This is a genomic window from Marinomonas sp. HM11-D (genome assembly GCF_057626615.1).
Map to the genome: position 1 here is coordinate 1 of NZ_JBMMKT010000028.1, position 7106 is coordinate 7106.

General features: G+C 47.1%; 7 protein-coding genes. 2 read left to right on the top strand and 5 right to left on the bottom strand.

Annotated elements, in window-relative coordinates; genetic code table 11:
• Positions 1–233: 233 nt before the first annotated feature.
• From pssA to ACOSVP_RS18465, 5 genes are read right to left on the bottom strand one after another with little or no spacing between them, the layout of a single operon-like run.
• On the bottom strand, positions 234–1010 hold the full coding sequence (gene pssA / locus ACOSVP_RS18445) for a CDP-diacylglycerol--serine O-phosphatidyltransferase (protein WP_487348953.1): 777 nt from the start codon (positions 1008–1010) through the stop codon (positions 234–236).
• Between the two features lie 28 nt (positions 1011–1038).
• A complete protein-coding gene (gene hemL / locus ACOSVP_RS18450; RefSeq protein ID WP_487348954.1) occupies positions 1039–2325 on the bottom strand; it encodes a glutamate-1-semialdehyde 2,1-aminomutase in 1287 nt (428 codons plus the stop codon).
• A 26-nt stretch (positions 2326–2351) separates the two neighbouring features.
• Positions 2352–2774, bottom strand: coding sequence for a protoporphyrinogen oxidase HemJ (gene hemJ / locus ACOSVP_RS18455; RefSeq protein WP_487348955.1), 423 nt, complete (start codon positions 2772–2774; stop codon positions 2352–2354).
• A gap of 2 nt (positions 2775–2776) precedes the next feature.
• Positions 2777–4573 carry a chloride channel protein gene (locus ACOSVP_RS18460; RefSeq protein WP_487348956.1) on the bottom strand — a complete coding sequence of 599 codons (1797 nt, stop codon included), beginning with the start codon at positions 4571–4573 and terminating at the stop codon, positions 2777–2779.
• Between the two features lie 50 nt (positions 4574–4623).
• Positions 4624–5055, bottom strand: coding sequence for an Lrp/AsnC family transcriptional regulator (locus tag ACOSVP_RS18465; protein ID WP_487348957.1), 432 nt, complete (start codon positions 5053–5055; stop codon positions 4624–4626).
• 149 nt (positions 5056–5204) lie between these two features.
• Here ACOSVP_RS18465 and yjeH point away from each other — a divergent pair, with 149 nt between their 5' ends.
• Both yjeH and luxS read left to right on the top strand, forming a co-directional pair.
• Positions 5205–6479 carry an L-methionine/branched-chain amino acid transporter gene (gene yjeH / locus ACOSVP_RS18470; protein WP_487348958.1) on the top strand — a complete coding sequence of 425 codons (1275 nt, stop codon included), beginning with the start codon at positions 5205–5207 and terminating at the stop codon, positions 6477–6479.
• Positions 6480–6536: 57 nt separating this feature from the next.
• Positions 6537–7049 (top strand): S-ribosylhomocysteine lyase, encoded by a 513-nt coding sequence (gene luxS, locus ACOSVP_RS18475; RefSeq protein ID WP_487348959.1) that lies wholly within the window; start codon positions 6537–6539, stop codon positions 7047–7049.
• The last annotated feature ends 57 nt before the right edge of the window (positions 7050–7106 follow it).

Consider the following 7106-nt stretch of genomic DNA (forward strand, 5'->3'; position numbering starts at 1 on the left):
CCAAAACAGTTTTCAATGGTCTTCCGTGGAGGTTGCAAGGCCTTTAACCCCCTCCCAGCCTCCCCCTTAATAAGGGGGAGGAGCTTAGTTTTATAGTTCCTGAGGTAATTCATGTCCCTTCCCCTTACCAAGGGGAAGGTTAGGATGGGGTTTTATGTTGCCAAGCGCTTAAAAACAAAAAGCCCGCTACTGATTTCAGTAGCGGGCTTTTAAAAGACTAACAGCTATCGCTATTAACGTAGTTGTTTAATAAAGATGCCGAGTAATCCCCAAACGCCGTAGGCACAGAAGATACCCGCAAGTACCAGCGCTGGCTCAAGGGCAATCAGCACCAATACCAATACCGCAATCAGAAGAACCACAAATGGCACGCGACCTTTGATGTTCAAATCTTTAAAGCTACGGTATTTCACGTTGCTCACCATCAATAGGCCAGTAATAGGGACAAGCAATGCCATCACGCTGGCTATTTGATCGCCTGACACACCCGCGCTCTCTGAGGCCCAAATCACCCCCGCCACAACCGCTGCAGCCGATGGGCTTGGTAAGCCAGTAAAGTAACGTTTATCTTGGCTGCCAATCATAGTATTGAAACGCGCCAATCGTAGTGCCGCACCCACTGCGTAGATAAACGCAGCGATCCAACCCACTTTACCTAACGGTGCAAGTGCCCAAGTAAAGGCAACCAGTGCTGGAGCAATACCGAACGAGACCATGTCAGCTAGAGAATCGTACTCTGCACCAAACGCACTTTGTGTTCTCGTCAAACGAGCCACTCGTCCGTCTAATCCATCCAATACCATAGAGATAAAGATCGCCACGGATGCATGAGTAAAGTTGCCATTCATTGCTGCGATGATGGAGTAGAAGCCAGAAAACAACGCCGCCGTAGTAAACAAGTTTGGCAACAAGTAAACTCCGCGATGCGGTTGCTTCTGCGTCGTAGCGGTACTGTCGTTGCCGTCTACGTCTTCTTTTAGCATTTCTTTTTCAGTCTCTTCGACAGGCATATTGTCTTCCTTCATTAAGGATCCCTACCTATGCAAGTTTAGCTAGCGCACGTTTTGCCGCCGCAACGGTAAACGCGATATCTTCTTCGCTATGCGCTTGCGACGTAAAGCCTGCCTCAAACGCAGAAGGCGCTAAATAAACTCCCTCTTCTAGCATGTAATGGAAGAACAGCTTGAACTTCTCTGTGTCACACTTTTGCACATCGGCAAACGTCGTCACTTTGTCCTGCTCAGTAAAGAACATACCAAACATACCGCCACCTGCACAGACAGTCACCACAGGAACATTTAGCTCATCCGCAGCCGCTTGAATGCCATCCATTAGTGCAACCGTTTTCGCTTCCAATGTTTTATGGAATTCAGGTTCACTGATTTTATTCAGTACCGCAAGACCGGCCACCATGGCCACAGGGTTACCAGACAGCGTACCCGCTTGGTACACAGGGCCTAGTGGTGCGATGTATTCCATGATTTCACGTTTACCACCAAAGGCACCCACCGGCATACCCGCGCCAATCACCTTGCCCAGTGTCGTTAAATCTGGCTTGATGTTAAATTTCTCTTGCGCGCCACCTAATGCCACACGGAAGCCAGTCATAACTTCGTCAAAAATCAACACTGCACCAGATTGATCACAGACTTCACGTAGCGTTTCTAGGAAACCCTCAACTGGTGGAATACAGTTCATATTGCCGGCCACAGGCTCAACAATGATACAAGCGATCTGATCACCGATTTCTGCGAAGCAAGCTTTCACTTCTTCGATATCGTTGAACTGCAGTGTAATAGTATGTTGCGCAAGATCAGCTGGCACACCAGGAGAATTCGGCACCCCCAGAGTCAAAGCCCCAGAACCTGCTTTTACCAATAGAGAGTCGGAGTGACCGTGGTAACAGCCTTCGAACTTAACGATTTTATCGCGACCTGTGTAACCACGCGCCAAACGAATCGCGCTCATGGTCGCTTCCGTACCAGAGTTTACCATGCGAACCATGTCCATCGACGGCACCAGCTCACACACTTTATCCGCCATGGTAATTTCAACTTCAGTCGGTGCACCAAAACTCAAACCGAAGTCCAATTGCTTACGTACCGCATCAATTACATCAGGGTGCGAGTGACCAAGAATCATCGGTCCCCAAGATCCCACGTAATCGACATAACGTTTTCCGTCTTCATCGTAAACATAAGCGCCCTCTCCCTTCTGGAAGAAAACTGGCGATCCACCCACGCCATTAAACGCTCGAACTGGTGAGTTTACGCCACCAGGAATGTGTTTCTGGGCACGGGAATACAATTCTTCAGAACGACTCATAACAGGATCCATCAATACGATAAAAATTAAAAAGGACGCACCACGACGAGTATACAAACGCCGATCAGTACTAATACAGGAAATTCATTAAACCAACGGTAAAACACGTGACTACGCGTATTTTCATCGTTAGCAAATTTCTTTAATAATCTGCCACAAGCATGGTGATAACCAAGTAACATCACCACCAACAGCAGTTTGGCATGAAACCAACCAGAGCTAAAATAATAGTCTGATCCATAAGAAACCAGCCAAGCCCCCAACACCACGGTCGCAATCGCCGATGGCGTCATGATACCGCGATACAGTTTGCGCTCCATGATTTTAAAGCGCTCAATGCTTTCACGATCCTTGGCATCAGCGTGGTATACAAATAAACGAGGCAAATAAAACAAGGCTGCAAACCAGCATACCACTGCCACGATATGAAATGCTTTAACCCAAAGCATAGCTACCCCTTCATTAACATTTGATCCAGTTGTCGCGATGTAACCAACCACAACTCCTGCTGAGCAAAGCTCACTAACACTTGATGCTGTTCATGTCGATGCAGCCAGCTCAATAACTCAGCCAATGATAGCGACGCATCGACGACACTCACCTTAGCACCCGTCACAGCATGTAAAACATCCATTGCCTGTCGATCTTGATCTTCCATCAGCCATAGCTGTGGCCCAACATCGAGCTCCTTGAGCTTTTCAACCATTTCAGAAACCGAAACAATGAAGCGGTGTCCATCTTTTTGGATCGCCACATAGTCTACCATATTCGACGCCAGATCACGGACCCGTTCAAGTTGAAGTAATTCAGGAAAAATTTCGATCTTAGTGGCCACGCTGCGAACATCATGCTGGCGCAGCAAGCGCTGCACCGGACTCCATTCCGAGACTAGACCTAATGCATTCATGCGCTCGACAAAAATAGAATCTTGATTGAACAGCAAACGTACCGCGGTGCAAGACATCACTATGACTAAGATCGCAGGTGCTATGGTCACCGAGGTATGGGTCATTTCGACCATGGCCACAATCGCTGTTAGTGGTGCTTGAAAAGCGGTAGCCATCATCCCAGCCATCCCTAACAGTACGAATAACGCCAATTCCGCAGTGGCAGGAATTTCCGTATCAAACCAAAACGCCACTTGCGCGCCCAACATGCCGCCAATCACAAATGTTGGCCCAATCATGCCCCCAGGAATCCCTAGCCCAATAGAAATCGCAGTTAGTAGCACTTTTGCTAATGCTAAGCCCAGCAGTGATATCAAAATCACTTCACCGCTAAGCAGACCGTTTAACGTGTCATAACCGCTACCCAGCACTTGCGGTAGATACAAGCCCGCGACGCCAGTCAGCAGCCCCACAAACATAAAACGAAGCGCCAGGGGTAGATAACCTAAGCGCCATAATAGCTTCTGCACCTGGTAAAAAAGACCCGAGGCAATAATAATGCAGATGGCTAATACAACGTAAGCCGCCAAAACATCAAGCTGATACAGCGGTAGAAAAACTGTCTCCAACTCAAAGATCTCAATGCGCCCTAAGATCAGCTGACTGATCGCCGTTGCCACAATAGCAGACAACAGTACTGGCAATACCAAGCGTAAGCGGTATTCATGAAAAATCACTTCATAGGCAAATAACACACCTGCAAGAGGCGTTTGAAAAGCCGCAGCTATGGCACCTGCCACCCCACAAGCAACCAGCGTATCAACCCCGATATAAGACAGTCGAAAACGCTGTGCCAATTGGCTACCAAAAGTTGCGCCAATATGTACCGCAGGGCCTTCTTTGCCAATAGAAAGCCCACCAATCAGACCGACAAAGGCACCAAAGAACTGCACCACGGCATTTAAGATAGGTAAGTTACCTTGATGGTAATTCAAGCGCTCAACCACATAAGGAATACCGACCTTAAGATAGCGTCCAGGGGTAAACATCCACACTAAAGACAGTACAGCGCAGGCCACGACAGGCAAGGTAAAACGCACAAGAGGAGAAAGTTCTTCATAGTTTTCACTATGGGAAGGCAACAAGGAGGAAGAAAACCAATACAGCAGCTCAATCATACCCGTCATGGTAAGGCTGCTCAAAACGCCACACACCAGCGCCAAGCCTGAAAGTAACAACAGATCATCCGCGGCTAATTCTCGATTACGCCAACGTGCGATGAAATCCAATCCTTTCAGACTCGCCTCCTTAGTTAGATAATAGATAGTTAGGCAATGATTGTAGGCCAGCAATTGAAGCATCTAGGCTACTGTAATACAACGAATTAGAACACTAACACAATAAAGGATGATTAGAGTCGCTCTACTCGCGTCGCTAAGCACATGTGTGTGACGACCTTATCAATATTCGGCCAATTATCCATCTCCAAACGTATTTCGTGGAGCCGCTTCATGCTTGCAACCTGCACCAATATCATCAGATCAATATCACCACTGATGGAGTGCGCCATTTTAATTTCTGGAATCTGCTCCACATATGGCTGAACCAGTTCGCAAGATAATGGGCGAAAGGTGAGCGCCAAATAGGCCGAAATCTGATTATCTTCTGTCAGTGCAATATGGGCATGGTAGCCCGTAATTTTTCCGCTCTCTTCCATACGCTTAATACGTTCTGACACCGCCGAGCGCGACAAGTTTACCTGACGACTAATATCCGATACGGAAGCACGTGCATCCTGCACCAACATGGCTAAAATCTTCTCGTCATAACGGTCTAAAGTCATTTGTTAACCTTTTATTCTTATTCACCGACAGTTTGCTGGTCAAACCCGCACTTTGATCCTTAAAGGGCACAATTTGAGAGCAGATTTATCTTGCTCCGCATTTTATCCTTAACTCCATTAAATCACAGCACTTTCAATAGGATAAGACGATGCAATACCAAAGGAGCCTAGGTCCATTACAAGGCATGGCCATGACAGTCACCACATTCGTTGGTACTGGGTTAATGATTCTACCAGCCATGTCGGTCGCGCAAGCGGGTAGCTTTGCTTTTTATGCCTGGCTAATAACCGCTTTGGTGATTGTGCCAATTGCCTTTGTGTTTGCCTTTTTAGGAGGACGCTTTCCCTCTGCCGGCGGCGCCTCCCATTACATTGGCAAAGTACTCGGCAAAAAAGTCGAACGCGCCATCGGCTGGTTGTTTCTGAGTATTTTATTAGTTGGCCCAGCAGTGGCTATTAAGGTAGCCGCCGCCTATTTGGCCGTATTATTGAACTTACCAGAACAGTCGATTTTTATTCTCAGCATTGTCACACTGCTGGGCATGCTGCTGTTCTCTATTGCCGGCCTGAAGAACTCCGCTAACTTTCAAACCATCGTCGTAATTTGTTTGATTGTGACCGTCGTCACGCTGTTCCTAGTAAGCGGTGCGCCCATATCATCAGACATCATTGCTCAGCCAAGCAACTGGCCTGAGCTTGAAACGACACTGCTTGCCACTGGTAGCATCTTTTGGTGTTTTCTAGGTATCGAAGTCATGGCTCATATGGGCGCGGAGTTTAAAAATCCAAATCGAGATTTTCCGATTGCACTCTTAGGCGGCATCGTGATTGTGGTCCTCTTGTATCTAGCTACCGTCTTGATGATTGCCGAGCACAAGGTGTTTGGCGATGAGTTTACTAACAGCCAATCTTTAGCCTTACTAGTAGGAAGCTTATTAGGTGAACCAGCACAGCGCTGGTTTGCAGTAGGCGCTTACATTATCGCCTTCTCCAATGTCGGCGCCTACATTTTAGGCTTCGCTCGAATGGTGCAATCCATGGCGCAGCAACGCGCAATACCTAAGTATTTTGCTATGCTTTCTAAACAAGGCACGCCTATTCGTGCGGTCAGTTTTGTGGGCGGTGTGTGTTTGCTGTCGCTGCTTTACATTGAGCTCTTCGGCACGCAAATGGAGTGGCTGATTGAAATGACCAATGGCGCATTTTTGCTGATTTATTTACTGACCTGCCTAACCGCGATCAAATCACTCAATGACTCTCTGCGCTGGGTAGCGGTATTAGCCTCGATCAGTTGTCTCATTATGGTGCTATTTATTGGTCAAAACATGCTATTTGCGAGTGTTGCTTTCGCTATTGCTCTGATTTGGGAACATTTAAAATCTCATAAACAGCCCATTGCGGAAGAAAAAATTCATGTACAATAAGCACATGAACATTCACCTCGCTTAACATTCAACGCGAGATAATAGGAGAGAACACTCATGCCACTACTAGATAGCTTTCGAGTAGACCATACACGCATGCACGCCCCTGCAGTACGTATTGCCAAATCGATGGAAACACCAAAAGGCGATACCATTACGGTATTCGACCTACGCTTTTGCATTCCAAACTCAGAGATCTTGTCTGAAAAAGGCATCCACACGCTAGAGCACCTATTTGCCGGCTTTATGCGTGATCACCTAAATGGTGACGGTGTGGAAATCATCGACATCTCTCCAATGGGCTGCCGTACAGGTTTTTACATGAGCCTAATCGGTACACCAAGTGAGCGCCGTGTCGCGGACGCTTGGAAAGCAGCGATGCACGATGTGATCAAAGTACAAGCGAAAGAAGACATTCCAGAGCTAAACGAATATCAGTGCGGCACTTACACAATGCACTCACTAGAAGAAGCGAAAGAAATCGCAGAAATGGTGATTGATCGTGACGTGCAAATTAACAGCAACTCTGAACTGTACCTAAGCGAAGAGTTCCTAGCTGAGCATTCTTAATCGCGGTAAGCGTTTAAAATGAAAAGAGAGCCAATAGGCTCTCTTTTTTCTTTGTGT